We start from the raw sequence: 15,293 nt of genomic DNA on the forward strand, positions 1-15,293 counted from the left end.
CAGGTCGTCTGATGTACGCACGAGAACGATGCGGTCGAGTTCAGGTTCGTTCCCTTGGTCCTGCCCGGCCGTTGCTGTTTGGCGAAAGCTTCACGCAGCGCCAATTCGGGGCAGGGTGGGGGCGAGCCAGATCAGGCCGATGGCGGTCACACCACTAGACGGGCCCGAATGACTCGCATCCAGGTCGGTCGAGGTCGACCTGAAACCGGCCTTGAGGGTTCTGATCGAATCAGCCGATGTATACGCCCTACACTCCTGCTTATGTCATATACAACATTGCGTCTGGGCAGCCTACCGCTGCGAAGGTTCACCGGAATCACCGGCGTGGCCTTCACGGTCCTACAGGTGATCGAGGTGCCGCTCTACTTCGTCCATGACGGGGCACCGCCCGACTCCAACGTGCTGACCCGCATCATGCTCAGCCTTGTCGTCCTCGTACTGCTCCTCGGCTTTGTCACCGGGCTTCGCGAGCTCGTCCGCCAGACGGACCCGGCCTGCGGCTGGGTCGCGGATCTCGCCTACGGCGCGGCACTGGCCTACATCACGATCACCTTCGTTGCCCACTCCCTACAGGCCGGAGAGGTCATCGCCGCCAACGAACCGGTCGATCCGACCATCACCGCCGAAGGCTCCTATCTGCTGTACGGCTCGATCGGTCGCATCCTCACCGCGGTGTTCCTGGTGGCCGCGGGGTATGCCGCGGTTCGCTCGGGACTGCTGTCTCAGTGGACCGCACGGTCGGCGTACGTCATCGCCCTGATCAATCTCGCATTCGTCCCGTCGCTCTATTTCGGCAACGACACCGGACAGTTCTTCAGTGCCAACGGCTGGGGCACCACGGCGACCATCGCCAGCCTCTATGCGTACTGGGTCTTCGCGGTCGGCATCGCGGTGCTCCGACACCGCAATGCCCACCACTATGCTGGGCAACCGGGATCGACCTCGGAGAATCGGCGGTAGAAGTGTCAGCGGACAAGAGCGCGGCGGCTACCTTCCGACTCCTCTGGGAAACGAAAGAGAGCGCTCGGTCCTCCCTCAGCGTCGGCGGCATCGTCGAGGCCGCCATCGCGCTGGCCGACGCCGAGGGCCTGGGTGCGGTGTCGATGCAGCGGGTCGCCGGCGAACTCGGCTACACCGCGATGGCCCTGTACCGGCACGTCCCCGGGAAGGACCAGCTGGTCGCCCTGATGGTCGACCGAGCACAGGGCAACCCCCCGGCAGAGTCGGGGGAGGATTGGCGCACCGAGATCCTGAACTGGGCCGATGCGGCCTGGGACTTCTATCTCGCCCACCCTTGGATGCTGCGCGTAGCGACCACCGGGGCCCCGATCGGTCCCAACGAGCTGGCCTGGTTCGAGGCTCTCCTGCGGCCTCTGGCACAGTCCGGCCTCGCCGCCGAAAACCTGGTCGCCACCGCCATGTTCATCTCCAGCGCCGTCCGCGACCTGGCCCGGATCGCCACCGAGATCGTCCCGTCCGGCTCCGACTACGCGAACCTTCTCGCCCAGGTCATCCAGCCCGACCAGTTCCCCACCCTCGCGTCCCTGATGACAGCAGGAGCCGTGGAAGACGACGGTGATGTCAGACCCGCCCTCGACTTCGGCCTCAATCTCGTCCTCGACGGCCTGAAGACCCACACTTCGTGACGAGCCCGCCTTAGGGGCGGCGGGCGCAAGGGTTCACCTCTGGCCCATCAGCGTCTCGGCAGGTTTGTGGGGGCGATACGCGACGTTCTCGCGTCCAGCTGGTGCAAGAGGTGCGCGAGGTGCCCTGCGAGCAGGGGACTTTGATGAGTTGGGGCACGCGGAGGGCATGCAGGCTCATCCACGGCCTTTGTGTTGAGCATGTACGTCCACGGCCTGAGCGCATGGCCGACCGACGGCCGCCTGCCGTACCCGGGGCTGCCTTCACGCGTGATCGAGGCGGCACCCCATGCGACGGTGGCGGAGGGTTCCACGGCGTGCGGGCCTCCAGGGCCGCACGGGCGGGCTTCTATGCTGCCTTGATGACTGATGTGGTGATGACGAAGTCACAGGGCGGGGCCATAGGTCGCGGTACGTACTTTGTGTTCACTCTGATGGTGATGGGGATCGGCTGGGTTATCGCGGCAGCCAACGCTGGGATCTCGTACCTCGCACTGGGCATGGACGTCATTCCGATCATCACCGGTGTCATCGGGTGCCTGATCTTCGTGGTTCTTGTGCGCTTCCTCCACTGCGCGTGGTGGCTTGCCGCCGTCTCAGTGCTACCTGCTGTATTCGTTCTGGTGGGCTCGGTTCAGTACGCACCCGAGGCCGCTCTCGATCACCGCGGCGTTCGCGAGACTGTCCGCATCTCAGACCACAGCACTGCCGGTAGCCACTCGGGACACCGCTTCACCCTGGTCGGACGTACCGGCAAGCTCAAGGAAACTCTCAACTACTCCGGTGACCACCCACAGTGGAAGGTGGGCGATCGGATCGAGGTCGTCAGCGATCCAGAGGGCGTCGTCCCCCTGGAGGCAGCCTCCGACGTCGCTCCAGATACCGAGCTCCGCACGCTCATCATGGGTGGTGCCGGGTGGACTGGCGTCGCTCTGCTGGCCGGCCGCCGCGGCTTCGTACGTCGAACCACCGGCCGGCGCCCCGCTATCGACTGAACCATTGCGCAGGTGGTCGCGGATCGCGCGGGAGAATCACACCTCACGCAATGCGACAAGCGGAACCCACCCTTCCCCGGCGGGCCGCCGGGGATTTGCCTGCCGTTGCCGGGCACCTGGTGTGCTGCCTGCTCCACCAGCACTCAGGAGCATCATGAGTCGATCTCGCATGCGTCAGTTCGGCGGGTCCCGCGCCTGGGCCAGAGGGGTCGCCGCCCTGCTCGCCCTCGCCGCGCTCGCCATCACGCCGCCCGCGGCGCACGCTGCCGCACCTGACGGCGCCGCCAAGGGCCGCCCCGGCGCGAAGCCCTACCCGCACGACCGCGAGCTGCGCCTCAACCAGATCCAGAGTGTGGGTACGCACAACAGCTACAAGCCGGGTCCGGAGCCCGGCGGGCTCCCGCCGTCGCTCCAGGAGAACCTGCCCTACCCGCTGGACCTCGTCGAGTCGAGCATCGACTACCGGCACCGGCCGATGGCCGAACAGGCCGGGCGGCTCCAGATGCGCCACATGGAACTCGACGTCAACGCCGACCCCAAGGGCGGCCGGTACGTCAACACGCCACTCCTCACCGAGGTCGGCGGCCCGGCGCGGCTGAAGGACCCCGCCTGGCGCAAGCCCGGGATGAAGGTGTTCCACCTTCCCCAGATCGACCAGCGCACCACCTGCGTCCGGTTCACCGACTGCCTGCGCCAGCTCAAGAAGTGGTCGCACCGCAACCCGGGGCACCTGCCCTTCACCGTCTTCGTCGAGATCAAGGACACGCCGCTGCTCGGCGGCCTGATGCCGACTCCGCCGCAGTGGAAGGCGTCCGACTACGACGCCCTCGACGCCGAGATCCGGTCGGTGTTCAACGACGACCAGTTGATCACCCCCGACGACGTGCAGGGCAACCACCCCACGCTGGAGTCGGCCGTGCTCGACAACGGGTGGCCGACCCTCGCGAAGTCGCGGGGCAAGTTCATGTTCGTCAACTGCAACTGCCTCGCCAACGACCGGCACCGCACCGACTACCTCCGGCCCGACGGCAGTCTGCACGACCGGGTGATGTTCCCGACCTCGAAGCCGGGCAACCCCGATGCGGCCGTCGTGCTGATGGAGGACCCGGTCAAGGACCGCGCGAAGATGCAGGAGCTGGTCCGCGCCGGCTACCTCATCCGCACCCGGACCGACGCCAACACGGCGGAGGCCCGCTCCGGTGACACCACGCGCCGCGACGCCGCCTTCGCGTCGGGAGCCCAGATCATCGACACCGACTACCCGGAGCCCGATCCGCGGATCAACCCGACGTACGGCGTCCGAGTGCCGGGAGGGACCGCCGGCCGGTGCAACCCCGTGAACGCCCCGCGCTCCTGCACAGCCCTCGACGTGGAGAACCCGGCACACCGGCACCGGGGCTCCTACCGTCCCTGACCTGAGGTGATGTGCAGGGCCCGTACTCAAGGCAACCGGCTCCAGGCGCAGACCGCCTTCGACCCGTCGTCACCCGTCACGGCCCACCACACGAGGCACCGGTTCCCCCCTGGCGGGAGCCGGTGCCTCGCAGCATCTGACGGGGCTCCCCGCCGACAGGTTCCTACCGCGCGCGGGACCAGTACCGCCTACCCGGCCGTCCCGCGCCCTCCCCCGGAGGGGGGAACCCACGCGCCGTCCGCATGTCTGCGGCGCATCACGCCCCCGAATCGTCCCCGAGCCGAGGCCCGTTCGCCCACACCCGGGCGGCTTCGAGGTTCGGAGCCGTACCCGCCGGCTCGTACGCAAACCCGTTCCACTCCTCCAACACCCTTGGCTCATCGGGCCGTACGTGCGCGGCGCCGCCCTCCGCCGGCCGGTGGCGCCGGTAGACGCCCATCGGAGCGCGGCGTCTCTTCTCGTACGCGGCGAGCGGATTGTCCGGGTCCACGCGCGGCGTCGCGCGGGAGGGCTGGTTGACGGGCCCGGGACGGGAGTGCTTGCCCATGCTTTCGATGCTCCCAGTAGCCGATCTGACATCTCCGGGCAGCTTAGACACGACCGCCACGCGCCGTACGCTCCTCGGCCCAGAAGCCTCTTCCGCTCCGCTCGCCGTGGCCTTGAGGGTCGGCTCCGTTGCCTGTGACACGGTACGGCGCGGGGCGTCGCGGGCCGAGCGGGGCCCGCGGCAGGCGTGCGAGGGCAGGCCCGGCCCCACGGGGGCCGCCGCCAGGGGAACCCCGACCCCATTCCTTTCGCCAAACCCCCCACCCACCGCGAAATCCCCGGCCCACCGAAATTCTCCCGCAATACGTTTCGCATGCGTGCCGTCGGATCTCCGGCTCCCGCCGGGCCGTGTCAGTCGGGGTGTGCCGGCCCGGTCGTATGGCGCACGCGCCGCACACAGCCGCACCCACCGGCCGACCGGAAATGCCCGGGGCGCAGCCTCGCCCCCGCCCCGGCCCCCCATTCCGTATTCGATATTCGGAACTCGGAATTCAGAGGGTCGTCCGGCGGCCCTCCCCCGGCCCGTTTCCCGCCGCCAACCGGCGGTATTCCGTGCCCAGTGCGACGAGGCTCTGGGCCAGCCCCGTGCAGTTCACCGTGGCGTAGCTGAGGACCAGGGCGGGTGGGCGGGGGGTGTCCGTGCAGGCGTAGAACGTGCCGCCGCGGACCAGGACGGAGCGGGTGCGGGCGGCGCGGACCAGGGCGGGTTCGGGGATGGTCGGGGGGAGTTCCAGATAGGTCTGGAGGCCGCTGTTGCGGCCGATGACCCGGGTGCCGGGGAGGGCGTCCGCGGCTTGGCGGCGGATGAGCTGGCGGCGGCGGTAGAACTCCGTGCGCAGCCGGCGCTGGTGGCGGTCGAGCGCGCCGGTGTCGATGAAGCGGGCGAACGCCAACTGTTCCAGGCCCGAACAGCCGATGTCCCAGCCGGCCCGTACGTACTCGATCGAGGACATCAGCTCGGACGGCGCCGCCAGCCAGCCAAGCCGTAGCGCCGGGGCGAGGGTCTTGCTGGCGCTGCCGGCGTAGATGACGCGGTCGGGGGCGAGGCTCTGGAGCGCCGGCAGCCGGTCCGTACGGTGCAGGAAGGCGCTGTCGAAGTCGTCCTCCAGGACGTAGCCGTCCACGGCGCGGGCCCAGGCGATGAGCCGTTCGCGGCGCTCCTGGCTGAGCCGGACGCCGGTGGGGAACTGGTTGCCCGGCGTGACCAGCACCGCCCGTACGCCACTGGCCTCCAGGTGGTCGACGCACAGGCCGTCCTCGTCCACCGGGATGCCGACCGGGCGCAGCCCGGAACTCGTCACGAACTCGCGCTCGGCCGGGTGGCCCGGGTCCTCCACGCCGAGCGTGTGGTGCCCGCGGTCCACCAGCACCTTGCAGACCAGCGCCAGGCCCTGTGCGAAGCCCGAGGTGACCATCAGGTTCTCCGGCGAGCTGCGCACCCCGCGGACCCGGCCGAGGTAGCCGGCGAGGACGCGGCGGGTGAGGGGGACGCCCGACGGGGGCGCGTAGCTCAGTTCGTCGGGGCCCGCGCCGCTCACCACCGCGGTGACGCAGCGCACCCACTCCTGGCGGGGGAAGTCCAGCACGTTGGAGGTGCCGGTGCGCAGGTCCCACATCGCCTCGGGGGCCGGCTCGGGGTCGGGTGGTACGAGGGTGGAGGCGGTGGACCCGGCCGGCCTGGCCCGCAGCGAGACGGTGGTGCCCGAACCGTGCCGGGTGTGCAGGTACCCCTCGGCCGTGAGCTGCTCGTACGCCTCGACCACCACACTGCGGGATACCCCCAGGTCGAGCGCGAGTTGACGGCTTGAGGGAATGCGCGTTCCGGGCCACAGAGTGCCGCTCTCAATCAAATCCCGCAGTGCGCTCCGTATCTGAAGGGCCAACGGAATACGTGATTCCCGTTCCACCGTGAGGTGCAGCAGCCACGACAAGTGGTCTTCCCCCCAGACGTCGAAGTGGTATGGCCACGCATTCTCACATCTGATGAACTCCTTTTGCACACACAATCGTCACCGGGGGGAATCTGGTGGCGAGGTGGTACGGGGGGAGCCAGGCGAGCAGGGCCCGCATGGGTAGCGGGCACCGGTGATCATCTGCGCGCCATGGGCGTCATTGTGCATTCCTCGAAACCCCTTCGGTCCGCTTGGATCAGAAAGGCTTTCGTTGTGTCTTTGCTGTCAGAGCTCAACCTGCCCGAACCCGGGGCGCCCGAGCCGCACGAGAGCTCCGGCCCCATCCGGGTGCACGTTGCCACGACCGCACTGCCATCCACCGCACCGCACCACACACGTCACACGCCTCACGCACAGCATGCTCCGCGGCCGGACGACCCACGTCCGGACGACCCGCGCCACCCGCTGCACCCGCTGCGGCTGTACGAGGCGCTGGGCGCCACCACCCGCAGCTCCGCGGACCGCTATCTCTTCGAGAGCCTGGACGGGCCGGAATCCGACCGGCACTTCGCCGCCGTCGGCTGTGATCGCCTCGCTGACCTGCACCTCTTCGCCGATCATGTGGAACTTGTCGCCTCCGGTGCGCTGCGGGACCGGCTGGCCGCCGCCCTGGATGAGGCGGCCGGGGTGCCGCGTACCGCGGGGGGCGCGGCGGGGGCCGACGCCACGGCCGCCGGGGCCGGCGTCAGCGCCTCCCCATCCGGGTCCGGGCCCGCGCACGGCGACCGGCTGTGCTGGCCGGTGCCCGACCAACCCACCGCCTGGCGCCTCGTCCGCGCCGCACAGGGTGCGTTCACGGTCAGTACCGACGTGCCCGCCGACACCTTCGCCTTCGGGTTCCTGACCACGCTCTCCTACGAGGCGGCGTGGGCCATGGAACGGCTGCCCGCCGAGCGGCGGCCGGCCGATCTGCCGCGGTGCAGCCTGACCCTGTTCCGGGACACGGTCTGGTACGACCTGCGGGGCGGAACGGTTCACCATCTCGCGGCCAGCGCCGCGGAGTTCCCCGCCGAAGCGTCTGCCGTAGCACCCGAGCCGTTATCCGCCGTGCTGGTCCGGCTCGTCGCCGAGCCGCCGAACGGTGTCGATGCCGGTCTCGGTGCCGATGCCGGTGCCGGTGCCGGTGCCGGTGTCGACGACGCGCCGCCGGCCGCCCCGCGGCCCGACTCCGTGCAGGACACCGTCGACAAGGAAACCTTCATCGCGCACGCCAAGCGGTGCCTGGGCCACATCGAGGTCGGCGACGTCTACCAGATCCAGATCGGCCACCGCATCGACGTGCGGACCGCGTTGACGCCGCTCCAGGTCTACCGCAGGCTGCGGCACCGCAACCCGTCGCCGTACATGTACCTGGCGCCGTGGGCGGGGCGGACCGTGATCGGCGCCAGTCCGGAGCTCTTCCTCCGGCTGAGCGGCGACACCCTCACCATGCGGCCCATCGCCGGCACCGTGCCCCGCTCGCCCGATGCGGCCGAGGACGCCCGCCGGGTGGCCGAACTGCGGGCCAGCGCCAAGGAACAGGCCGAACACGTGATGCTGGTCGACCTGTGCCGCAACGACATCGGGCGGGTCAGCGTGCCCGGCACGCTCGCCGTCGACACCATGATGGACGTCGAGCCCTTCGCCTCCGTACACCATCTGGTCTCGACCGTGTCCGGGCAGGTCAGGCCCGGTACGGACGTCTGGTCGGCGATCTGCGCCAGCTTCCCGGCCGGCACCATGACCGGCGCGCCCAAGCTGCGTGCGATGGAACTCATCCACGCCATCGAGGAGCAGCCGCGTGGCTGCTACGCCGGCGCCATTGGACTAGTCGACGTGCGTGGCTTCGCGGTGTTCGCGTTGTGCATCCGCACCGCCGTGTACGACGGGGAGACGTACAGCACCCAGGCGTCGGCCGGGGTGGTCGCCGACTCGGTGCCGGCCGCCGAGTGGCAGGAGACGCTGGCCAAGCTGAACGCCACCCACTGGGCCCTGACCGGTGAGGAGTTGCTGTGACGAAGGTGCTGCTCGTCGACGCGTACGACAGCTTCAGCCACATCATCGACCAGTACCTGTGCAGCCTGGGCGCCACCACCGACGTGGTCCGCTCCGGCACCCGCACGGTGGACCAACTGGTGGCGTCCGCGCCCGACGCGGTGGTGCTCGGGCCGGGCCCTGGGCACCCCGCCGACTCCGGGCACGTGGAGCTCGTGCACGCCTTCGCGGGGCGGGTGCCGCTGCTCGGGGTGTGCCTCGGGCACCAGGCGATCGGCCTCGCGTACGGGGCGCGGGTCGCCGTGGCGAAGCACCTGATGCACGGCAAGTCGAGCCCCGTCGAGCACGACGGTGCGGGCGTCTTTGCCGGCGCGGCAGGGGAGTTGAGCGTCACCCGCTACCACTCGCTGATCGTCACCGACCCGCCGCCCGAACTGGTCGTCACCGCGACCGCGCTGGACGACGGCTACGTGATGGGACTGCGGCACCGCTCGCTGCCGGTGGAGGGCGTGCAGTTCCACCCGGAGAGCGTGCTGACCGACGACGGGTTACGGCTGTTCGCGAACTTCCTGGCGGGGGCCGGGGCAGGGGCCGTCGCCGAGGCCGATGCCGGGGCTGAGGCTGGAGCCGCGCCCGTACCTGCTGGTGAGCGCGCCGCACGCTGATCGGCCGGGCGCCAAGCCCCGACACACCCTGCGCGCCCGCACACACCAAGCCCCATCACACCCTGCGCGCCCACCCACCAAGCCCCATCACACCCTGGGCCGACACACCCTGCGCGCCGTCGCGCACCAAGCCCCATCACACCTGCCCCACCACACCCGCGCCCCACCACACCCCCGCCCACCCCAAGTGGTCCACCGGAATTCCTCGGAATTGGCCACAGCCCAGGGCACCTCCGCTCCCTACCGTCAGTCGCGTCATCAGCGGTCCGATCGGCCACCGGCCGGCCGGGCCCCGCGTACCGGACCCGGGCACCGGCCCGGGGCCCGGCCCGTCACCGACCCGGAAGAAGAAGGAACACCGCCCCATGGACAGCACTGCCACCGCCACCGGCCCGCTCACCGTCGCCATCGACCCGCAGCTCACCGAGCGCGTGCCCGGCTACGTGCTCGGGCTGATCGCCGTACCGCAGGTCGAGGTCGTACGGTCCGTGCCGGCGGTGGCCGACCGGCTCACGGCCGCCGAGGACGCGCTGCACGCCGCGCAGCTCAGCAAGGCGGACGTGGCCGCGCTGCCGGCCATCGCCGCCTGGCGGGAGGCCTACCGCGCCGTGGACGTCAACCCCAACCGCTTCCCCTGCGCCGCCGAATCGGTCCTGCGCAGGGTGGCCAAGGGGGACCGGCTGCCGCGCATCAACTCCCTGGTGGACCTCTGCAACGCCATCTCGCTCGGTAGCCACCTGCCGGTGGCCGCCTGCACCGTGGACGACATCGCGGACCGGCTCGACGTGCGGCTCGCCCACGGCGACGAGACGTACCTGCCGCTGGGCGCGCCCGACGCGCCCGAGCGGCCGGAGCCCGGCGAGGTCGTCTACGCCGACCGGCAGGGCCGCGCGCACTCCCGCCGCTGGAACTGGCGGCAGGGCGCGGTGGTGGGGACGGACGTGGGGCGGCGCCGGATCGTGCTCACCGTGGAGTCCGCGCACGAGGACGGGCGCGCCGCCGTCGAGCAGGCGCTCGGCCTGCTCACCAAGGCGCTCACCGACCTCGGCGGCGCCCCGGGGCAACCGCTGGTGCTGGATCGGACCGCGTCGTTTGGGGTGCTGTTCGACACCCCGCAGGACACCCGGAAGGGCGCCCCACAGGACGCCCCGAAGGACGCGGTCGGCTGACCGCGCGCCTTGCCCCAAAGGCCGCGCCCACCCGTGTGAGGAGCCCCGCATGAACCGTTCCATCCTCGTCGTCTACCGGCCCGCCGCCGGCCGCTACACCGCCCAGTTCCGCAGCGTCGCCGGCGCCGCCGCCGAACTCGGCGTCGACACCGTCGTCCTGCTGCCGCGCGGCGAGTCCGCCCCCGAGGCCGACGAATTCCCCTGCTACTACGCCGACTTGGACGACACGGCGGCGGTGCGCGCCGCCGTCGCCGCGATCGTCGCCGAGCACCGCATCGAGCGGATCTTCCCGCTCTTCGAGGGCGACGTGCTGCCCGCCAGCCGCTGCCGCCGCGACCACGACATCCCTGGCCTCACTCCCGACCAGGCACTCAACTTCCGCGACAAGAACGTCATGCACCGCAGGGCCGAGGAGCTCGGCGTGCGGGTGGCCAGGTCCTGCCGGCCGGACACGGTGGGCGCGGTCGCCGAGTTCGCCGAGACGGCCGGCTACCCGCTGGTCATCAAGCCGTACGCGGGCTGGGCCTGCGGCAACACCTACCGGGTCGAGGACCGGGCCGAGCTCGACCGGGTCTGGTCCGAGATGGGCGACGACCGGCACGAATACCGGGTCGAGGAGTTCATCCGCGGCACCGAATACCACGTCGACTCGCTCTTCCAGGGCGGCGATCCGGTCTTCGAGCAGCTCTCGCAGTACACGTACTCGGTGCTCGACTACCGCGACGAGCCCGGCGGCACCATCTCCCGCAAGCACCACCTGACCCCGGCCGAACAGCGCATCGTGGCGCTCAACACGGTCGTGCTGCGCGGCTTCGGCCTGGACACCGGCGTGGTGCACGCCGAGTTCTTCCTGCTCGACGACGGCGAGGTGGTCTTCGGCGAGGCCGGCGCGCGGGCCGGCGGCGGCTCCATCGTGCCGGCCATCGAGGCCGGCCGCGGCATCAACCTGGCCGGCGAGTGGTGCCGCCTGGAACTCGACCCGCAGCACCGCCCGGCGGCCCGCCTCGGCCCGGAGATCGGCACCGAGTACCTGGCGTCCGGCGCGTACGGCACGATCACCGCCATCACCACGCCGGCCGAGCTCACCGCGCTGGACGCGGTCCTGGACGCGGACGTGTGGAAGGAGGTCGGCGACGTGCTGGCGCCGCCGACCCGCTCCAACGACGTGCTCGGCTGGTACGTGTGCGAGGGCAGCGACTTCGACGACGTGCGGGCCCGCTTCAAGACCGTGCGCGACTCCTTCCGCGTGACGACCGAGCAGGTCTGAGCCATGTGGTGGACGCGGTTCAAGGAACTCCCGCTCGCACTGCGGGTGTTGTTCCTGGCCTCCTTCGTCAACCGGGCCGGCATGTTCGTCTTCCCGCTGCTCGCGCTCTACCTGGTGCGCGGCAAGGGGCTCGGGCCCGGCGAGGCCGGCCTGCTCATCTCGGTGGGCAGCACCGGACTCCTGGTCGGCAGCCTGCTCAGCGGCCCGGTGTGCGACCGGCGCGGGCGGCGCACCGCACTGCTGGCCGCGCTGCTGCTGAACGCGGCCGGCTACCTGGGGCTGGCCGTCCTCGACGGGCCGCCGTGGACGTACGCGGGGCTGCTGTTCGTGGCGCTGGTCGGGATGGGCATGTTCAACCCGGCGTCCAACACCCTGGTCGCCGACCTGACCACGCCCGAACAGCGCCCCTTCGCCTACACGATCAGCTACGTCGGCAACAACCTGGGCATGGGTGTCGGGCCGCTGCTCGGCGGTGTCGCCGCGGCGTACTCGTACTCCGTGATGTTCGCCGGCAACATCGCGGCCGGCCTCGCCTGCGCCGCGATGATCGCGATCTGGGTGCCGCGGGACCGCAGGGAGGGCGGCGCGGGCCGCACCGCCGGCCGCTCCACCGGGCCGCTGGGCCACGGCCACGTGCTGCTGCTCGTACTGATCTCGTTCTGCTACGTGGTGCCGCTGATCGGCCTGGAGTACGCGCTGCCGCTGGCCGTGACGACCGTGCTGGACGACTCGGCGAGCATGGTCGGCATCGTGTACACGATCAACAGCGTGGTCGTGGTCAGCCTCGGGCTCGTGCTGGAGAAACAGCTCGGCGGGTACGGCACCAAGCTGCTGCTCCAGGTGGCCGGGGCGCTGTGGGCGGCGGGGCTCGCGGTGATCGTCTTCGCGTTCTCGCTGCCGGCCATCTTGTTGTCCACAGCGGTGTGGACGCTCGGCGAGATCATCGTCTCGGTCGTGGTGCCCACCTACATCGCGGACCACGTGAGCGAGGACCGGGTGGGCGGCTTCATGGCGCTCAACGGCTTCGTCCTCGGCCTCGCCCGACTCGCCGTCCCCGCCGGCCTCGGCGCCCTGTGGTCCGCCCACGGCCACGAGCCCGTCTTCACGGTGCTGCTGGTCACGCCGCTGGTCGGCATGGTCGGGTACGCGCTGCTGCGGATCAGGCCGCGGCCGACGGCAGACACGCCACCGAAGCCGCCCACCCCGCCCACGTCACCCACACAGGTGAGCGACGCCCTGAGTCCCGGCACCTGACCGCTCCACGGCCGCACCATCACACGCGCACGACGGTACGACGCGGGAGCGCGGCCCCGGCCTCCGTCCCCACCCGTGCCCTCGCGCGGGGCGCCCCGTCGGCAGCACGGCAAGTGCTGCCGACGGGGCCCACCGGAACCACCCGCACAGCCCGTACGCCCCGCACCACCCAGGTGCGACCAGCACCACCCGTACGCCCCGCACCACCCAAGCCGCCCCACCCGAACGATCCGCACCATCCGCACGATCCGCCCCACCCACTCACAGGAAAGTGCTCATGAACCAGACGAAGTTCCTGCTGTCCGAGGACCGCACGCCCACCACCTGGTACAACATCGTCGCCGACCTGCCGAAGCCGCTGGACCCGATGCTGCACCCGGGAACGCGGGAGCCGATCACCGCGGCCGATCTGGAGCCGCTGTTCCCGCCCGAGCTCATCGCCCAGGAGCTCACCACCGACGCCACCGTGGACATCCCCGGCGCGGTGCTCGACGTGTACCGCCAGTGGCGGCCGAGCCCGCTGGTGCGGGCCCGCCGCCTGGAGCGCGCGCTGGACACCCCGGCCCGCATCTACTTCAAGAACGAGGGCGTCAGCCCGGCCGGCAGCCACAAGCCCAACACCGCCGTCCCGCAGGCGTACTACAACAAGCGGGCCGGCGTGCAGCGGCTCACCACCGAGACCGGCGCCGGCCAGTGGGGCAGCTCGCTCGCCCTGGCCTGCCAGTACTTCGACCTCGTCTGCGAGGTCTACATGGTCAAGGTCAGCTACCAGCAGAAGCCCTACCGGCGCGGCCTGATGGAGACCTTCGGCGCCAGCGTCACGGCCAGCCCCAGCACCCTGACCGAGGCCGGCCGGGCCGCGCTCGCCGCCGACCCGGACTCCCCCGGCAGCCTGGGCCTGGCCATCTCGGAGGCGGTGGAGGCCGCGGTGGCCAGCGGCGGCAGCGCCAAGTACGCGCTGGGCTCGGTGCTCAACCACGTACTGCTGCACCAGACGATCATCGGCCAGGAGGCGCAGCTCCAGATGGAGCTGGCCGAGGACTACCCGGACGTGGTCATCGGCGCGGCCGGCGGCGGCTCGAACTTCGGCGGGCTCGCGCTGCCCTTCATCGGCGAGCAGTTGCGCGGCGGGCGCGCCGTGCAGGCCATCGCCGTCGAACCCGCCTCCTGCCCGACCCTCACCCAGGGCAGCTACGACTACGACTTCGGCGACACCGCGGGCATGACGCCGCTGACCCGGATGCACACCCTCGGGCACGACTTCGTACCGCCCAGCATCCACGCCGGCGGCCTCCGCTACCACGGCATGTCGCCGATCATCAGCGCCCTGAAGGAACTCGACTACCTCCAGGCCCGGGCCATCCCGCAGACCGCCTGTTTCGAGGCCGGGGTGACCTTCGCCCGGCACGAGGGCATCGTGCCGGCGCCGGAGTCCACACACGCCGTACGCGTCGCCATCGACGAGGCGCTGGCCTGCAAGGAGTCCGGCGAGGCGAAGAGCATCCTGTTCTCCCTCTCCGGCCACGGCCACTTCGACATGCAGGCGTACATCGACTACTTCGCAGGGAAGCTCACCGACTGATCGGCGCACGACGGGGCTGGCCACCCGGTCGGCCCCGGAACAGCCTGTGATTCAAGGGGGGTTCGTCATGCACGGAGTAGGGGGAGCACGACCGGTCATCCTCGGCATCTCGGGGTCAGAGCGGGCCGGCGGCAACACCGATCTGGCACTCGCGTACGCGGGTGACCTGGTACGGAGCCGCGGCGCCGCATTCCACACCGTCTACCTGCGGGACCACCGCATCTCGCCGTGCAGCCCGTGCGGCGACTGCAACAGCCGGCCCACGCCGTGCGCGCTCGCGGACGACATGCCCGGCATCGTGGAGAAGATGCGCCAGGCCGACGGCATCATCTACGCCGTCCCCGTCCACGGCTTCGGCCTCGCCCACCTGATGCAGATCTTCATCGAACGGGCCGGCGTCGGCTTCCTGCGCTTCGACCGCCCGCTCGCCAACAAGGTCGGCGGCATCATCGTCACAGGACGCCGCTACAGCGACGCCTCCGTACACAACCAACTCGTCGACAACCTGCTGCTCAACCGCATGATCCTGGTCGGCAGCGGGTTCCCGGCGCTGCTGCGCAACACCTCGCGCGAGCCCGGGCTCAACGACGCCGAGGGGCTGGACGCGCTGGAGCGGATGGCCCACCGCATGATCGACATGGCGCTGCTGCTGCGCGCCGCCCGCGCCGCCGGCGGCAGCCCGATCCTCCCGCTGGACGACCGCAACGAACGGGTCGAACGCGGCACGCGCGGGAGGCAGGGCGCCGCGCAGATCGAGCAGCAGCCGGTGCGGGGCGAGCAACCCACACCCACCCGGCAACCCACCCACCGGGCAATCCACTGAGCAACCCAA

The 15,293-nt window shown here is 70.8% G+C and carries 13 protein-coding genes; 11 read left to right on the top strand and 2 right to left on the bottom strand.

Annotated elements, in window-relative coordinates; genetic code table 11:
* The first annotated feature begins 261 nt into the window (after window positions 1–261).
* From ACMA1D_RS09780 to ACMA1D_RS09795, 4 genes are all read left to right on the top strand, one after another.
* Complete coding sequence (locus ACMA1D_RS09780; RefSeq protein ID WP_414723480.1) at window positions 262–960, top strand: hypothetical protein; 699 nt, start codon at window positions 262–264, stop codon at window positions 958–960.
* Between the two features lie 2 nt (window positions 961–962).
* Window positions 963–1,646, top strand: a complete 684-nt coding sequence (locus ACMA1D_RS09785) for a TetR/AcrR family transcriptional regulator (RefSeq protein ID WP_414723481.1) — start codon at window positions 963–965, stop codon at window positions 1,644–1,646.
* A 359-nt stretch (window positions 1,647–2,005) separates the two neighbouring features.
* Window positions 2,006–2,638, top strand: coding sequence for a hypothetical protein (locus ACMA1D_RS09790; protein WP_414723482.1), 633 nt, complete (start codon window positions 2,006–2,008; stop codon window positions 2,636–2,638).
* A 154-nt stretch (window positions 2,639–2,792) separates the two neighbouring features.
* The gene (locus ACMA1D_RS09795) at window positions 2,793–4,052 is read left to right on the top strand and encodes a Ca2+-dependent phosphoinositide-specific phospholipase C (protein WP_414723483.1); all 1,260 of its coding nucleotides are present in this window, start codon (window positions 2,793–2,795) and stop codon (window positions 4,050–4,052) included.
* Window positions 4,053–4,308: 256 nt separating this feature from the next.
* Here ACMA1D_RS09795 and ACMA1D_RS09800 read toward each other — a convergent pair whose 3' ends face one another.
* Together ACMA1D_RS09800 and ACMA1D_RS09805 are read right to left on the bottom strand one after the other, a co-directional pair.
* Window positions 4,309–4,599: a DUF6087 family protein gene (locus ACMA1D_RS09800; RefSeq protein WP_414723484.1), complete on the bottom strand. Its 291-nt coding sequence runs from the start codon at window positions 4,597–4,599 to the stop codon at window positions 4,309–4,311.
* A gap of 490 nt (window positions 4,600–5,089) precedes the next feature.
* Window positions 5,090–6,505 (bottom strand): PLP-dependent aminotransferase family protein, encoded by a 1,416-nt coding sequence (locus ACMA1D_RS09805; RefSeq protein WP_414723562.1) that lies wholly within the window; start codon window positions 6,503–6,505, stop codon window positions 5,090–5,092.
* Window positions 6,506–6,763: 258 nt separating this feature from the next.
* Between ACMA1D_RS09805 and ACMA1D_RS09810 the strand changes: the two genes are divergently transcribed.
* The 7 genes from ACMA1D_RS09810 to ACMA1D_RS09840 all read left to right on the top strand — a co-directional run bounded on the left by ACMA1D_RS09810 (window position 6,764) and on the right by ACMA1D_RS09840 (window position 15,284).
* On the top strand, window positions 6,764–8,545 hold the full coding sequence (locus ACMA1D_RS09810) for an anthranilate synthase component I family protein (protein ID WP_414723485.1): 1,782 nt from the start codon (window positions 6,764–6,766) through the stop codon (window positions 8,543–8,545).
* Window positions 8,542–9,189, top strand: coding sequence for an anthranilate synthase component II (locus ACMA1D_RS09815; RefSeq protein WP_414723486.1), 648 nt, complete (start codon window positions 8,542–8,544; stop codon window positions 9,187–9,189). The genes ACMA1D_RS09810 and ACMA1D_RS09815 overlap by 4 nt, the downstream gene beginning before the upstream one ends.
* Before the next feature lie 365 nt (window positions 9,190–9,554).
* On the top strand, window positions 9,555–10,358 hold the full coding sequence (locus ACMA1D_RS09820) for a B3/4 domain-containing protein (RefSeq protein ID WP_414723487.1): 804 nt from the start codon (window positions 9,555–9,557) through the stop codon (window positions 10,356–10,358).
* Between the two features lie 49 nt (window positions 10,359–10,407).
* Window positions 10,408–11,625 (top strand): ATP-grasp domain-containing protein, encoded by a 1,218-nt coding sequence (locus tag ACMA1D_RS09825; protein ID WP_414723488.1) that lies wholly within the window; start codon window positions 10,408–10,410, stop codon window positions 11,623–11,625.
* A gap of 3 nt (window positions 11,626–11,628) precedes the next feature.
* Window positions 11,629–12,879: an MFS transporter gene (locus ACMA1D_RS09830; protein ID WP_414723489.1), complete on the top strand. Its 1,251-nt coding sequence runs from the start codon at window positions 11,629–11,631 to the stop codon at window positions 12,877–12,879.
* Window positions 12,880–13,156: 277 nt separating this feature from the next.
* Window positions 13,157–14,461, top strand: coding sequence for a TrpB-like pyridoxal phosphate-dependent enzyme (locus ACMA1D_RS09835; RefSeq protein ID WP_414723490.1), 1,305 nt, complete (start codon window positions 13,157–13,159; stop codon window positions 14,459–14,461).
* A gap of 67 nt (window positions 14,462–14,528) precedes the next feature.
* Window positions 14,529–15,284: a flavodoxin family protein gene (locus ACMA1D_RS09840; protein WP_414723491.1), complete on the top strand. Its 756-nt coding sequence runs from the start codon at window positions 14,529–14,531 to the stop codon at window positions 15,282–15,284.
* Window positions 15,285–15,293: the final 9 nt, after the last annotated feature.

This window comes from Streptomyces sp. 796.1, assembly GCF_047525675.1.
Taxonomy (GTDB): domain Bacteria; phylum Actinomycetota; class Actinomycetes; order Streptomycetales; family Streptomycetaceae; genus Streptomyces.

Bases quoted from the DNA above. Each gene is read 5' to 3' on its own strand.
- ACMA1D_RS09840 (WP_414723491.1), top strand. From the start codon at position 14,529: ATGCACGGAGTAGGGGGAGCACGACCGGTCATCCTCGGCATCTCGGGG.
- ACMA1D_RS09780 (WP_414723480.1), top strand. From the start codon at position 262: ATGTCATATACAACATTGCGTCTGGGCAGCCTACCGCTGCGAAGGTTC.
- ACMA1D_RS09790 (WP_414723482.1), top strand. From the start codon at position 2,006: ATGACTGATGTGGTGATGACGAAGTCACAGGGCGGGGCCATAGGTCGC.
- ACMA1D_RS09825 (WP_414723488.1), top strand. From the start codon at position 10,408: ATGAACCGTTCCATCCTCGTCGTCTACCGGCCCGCCGCCGGCCGCTAC.
- ACMA1D_RS09795 (WP_414723483.1), top strand. From the start codon at position 2,793: ATGAGTCGATCTCGCATGCGTCAGTTCGGCGGGTCCCGCGCCTGGGCC.
- ACMA1D_RS09820 (WP_414723487.1), top strand. From the start codon at position 9,555: ATGGACAGCACTGCCACCGCCACCGGCCCGCTCACCGTCGCCATCGAC.
- ACMA1D_RS09835 (WP_414723490.1), top strand. From the start codon at position 13,157: ATGAACCAGACGAAGTTCCTGCTGTCCGAGGACCGCACGCCCACCACC.
- ACMA1D_RS09800 (WP_414723484.1), bottom strand. From the start codon at position 4,599: ATGGGCAAGCACTCCCGTCCCGGGCCCGTCAACCAGCCCTCCCGCGCG.
- ACMA1D_RS09830 (WP_414723489.1), top strand. From the start codon at position 11,629: ATGTGGTGGACGCGGTTCAAGGAACTCCCGCTCGCACTGCGGGTGTTG.